The sequence below is a fragment of the Pseudoroseomonas ludipueritiae genome (genome assembly GCF_014490445.1).
Classification (GTDB): domain Bacteria; phylum Pseudomonadota; class Alphaproteobacteria; order Acetobacterales; family Acetobacteraceae; genus Pseudoroseomonas; species Pseudoroseomonas ludipueritiae.
In genome coordinates this window covers 1-2317 of record NZ_JACTUZ010000294.1, presented here as the reverse complement: position 1 = coordinate 2317, position 2317 = coordinate 1, and the positions used below count along the sequence as shown (strand labels likewise).

The window sequence follows — 2317 nt, the reverse complement described above, 5'->3', positions numbered from 1 at the left end:
CGTGGCGCCGGCGGCGGCGCCGGGCGGTGTATTGGCCGCGGGCGTGCCGACATTGGAAGCCGCGGCGGTCACCGGCGCGGGGCTGACCGGCGCGCCCGGGCGGACGCGCTGGAGCCCTTCCACCACCACCTGCTCGCCTTCCTTCACGCCTTCGGCGATGACGGCCAGTTCCGGCGTGGACTCCGCGCCGATGCGAACGGAGCGGCGCTCCACCTTGTTTTCGGCGCCGACGACATAGACGAAGTTGCCGCGCTGGTCGGTCAGCACCGCGGCGCGCGGCACCGTCAGCAGCGCCACCGGCTGCACCGCCTCCACGATCACGGTCACCAGCTGGTTGGCCACCAGCTCACGCCCGCCGCCCTGGTTTGCGGACTGGGGCGGGTTGGGCATGCGGCCGCGCAGCGCGATGCTGTCGGTGTCGCGGCCCACATCGATGTCGATGAAGTCCAGCTTGCCGCTCTGGCCATAGACGCGGCCATCCGGCAGCCGCACCTTGACGGAGACGGCATCGAAGCCGCCGCGCGGCATGTAGCGGTCCCGCAGTTCCAGCAGCGTGCGCGTCGGCACGGTGAAGGAGACATACATGGGGTCCTGGCTGACGATGGTGGCCAGGGCGCCGGAGGAGGGGGAGACCACGTTGCCCGGCGTCATCGTCGCGCGGCCGATGCGGCCGGACACGGGTGCGCGGATCTCGGTGTAGTCCAGCTCGATCTGCGCCTGCCGCTCCTGCGCCTGGGCGGAGAGCAGCTGCGCCTGGGCCGTGCGGGCGGCCGCGATGGCCGCGTCCACGGTGGAACGCTGGCCAGCCGGCGTGCTGAGCAGCGACTGGGCGCGGCCGAGCGTCAGGTTGGCGTTCTGCAACTGCGCCTGCGCCTGCGCCACATTGGCCTGCGCGACCTGGAGGGATGCCTCGAAGGGCGGGCGTTCGAGGCGGAAGAGCAGGTCGCCCTTCTTCACCTCGGCGCCTTCCTCGAAGAGCCGCTCCTGCAGGAAGGCGGTGACGCGGGGCTGTAGCTCGACGCGGTCGATGGCCTCGATGCGGCCGATGAACTCGTTGACCTGGGTCACCGGCCGGCTGGCGACCGGCGCGACACCCACGGCGGGCGGCGGCCCACCCGGCTGCTGCGCCATGGCGGCCGGAACCACCACAAGCAACGGCAGGCCGAGAACGACGGCGCGCCCAAGGCGCGCGGCGCCATGGGCTAACCCATGATAGGTCGGGAGCGACATAAAGCCTCCAGGAGAAGCGGTGCCTGCGTCCTGGCAGGCTTGAATACATACGTGCCTGTATGTATATAAATCATGCTGCATCGCACGCAAGAGGTTGGATGGCACGCCGCACGAAACAGGAAGCCGATGAGACGCGCGAGGCTCTGCTGAATGCGGCGGAGCAGGTGTTCCTGGAACGCGGCGTCGCCCGTGCTTCGCTGGACGAGATCGCGCGTGTCGCCGGTTGCTCCCGCGGCGCGGTGCATTGGCATTTCGGCGACAAGCTGGGCCTGTTCCTGGCGCTGGACGAGCGCCTGCTGCTGGTTCAGGACGAGGCCTGCCGCGAGCTGCGGGGCGGGGAGGAATGCCTCCCGCTTTCGGCCATGGCCGAAGTCATCACCGCCGCCATGGCGCGGCTGGAACGTGACCAGAACCGGCGCCGGCTGCTGACGATCATGTTGCAACGCTGCGAATATGTCGATGAAATGGCCCCGGCGCTGGAGCGGCGGCGCAAGGCCGATGCCAGCATGCGCAGCCTGCTGCGTCAGTGCTTCGAACGTGCCTTGGCTAAGGGTGAGATGGCTGCCGGCTGGAAGCCGGACCAGGCGGCGATGTGCCTGCATGCGCTGATTACCGGCCTGATTATGGAATGGTTGCGGGGCGACGCCGGTTCTTCTCTTTCGGATGAGGTGGCGAGCAGCCTGCATCTCTTCTTCGCCTGCCTCACCACCGGTGGGCAAGCAACGGATTCATCCGCAGTCTCCACGAATGCTTGAGGAGTGGACCCCATGATGGCACGGCCGATTCTGGTCTGCGCCCTGATCCTGCCCCTGCTGGCCGCCTGCGCTGGCGGGAATGAGCCGGCCGAGGGTATTCTGGGCGCGCGTGGTCCCACGGTAGACAGTGTGCGTGGTGCCGCGCCAGCTGATGGCGACATCCTACGGCCGGAGTCGGGTAATATTTGGTCGGAGGGGCTGACCCCCTCCCAGCCACTGCCGAATCGTTGAATTCGGCCGCCTTCTGGTGGCCGCGAGGGGGAATGAGGACCGATGAAGCTCTTGCTATCGGCGTCGGTGTTGGTGTGTGGGTTGATGTCGGGTGTGGCGCG

2 protein-coding genes are annotated in these 2317 nt (G+C 68.5%); one reads left to right on the top strand and one right to left on the bottom strand.

The genetic code is table 11. The annotated features are described in order from the left end of the window. A partial coding sequence (locus tag IBL25_RS25710) for an efflux RND transporter periplasmic adaptor subunit (protein ID WP_187781285.1) occupies window positions 1–1230 on the bottom strand: 1230 nt, incomplete at its 3' end. A gap of 98 nt (window positions 1231–1328) precedes the next feature. Here IBL25_RS25710 and IBL25_RS25705 point away from each other — a divergent pair. Then, window positions 1329–1985: a TetR family transcriptional regulator gene (locus IBL25_RS25705; protein WP_187781284.1), complete on the top strand. Its 657-nt coding sequence runs from the start codon at window positions 1329–1331 to the stop codon at window positions 1983–1985. Window positions 1986–2317 lie beyond the last annotated feature (332 nt).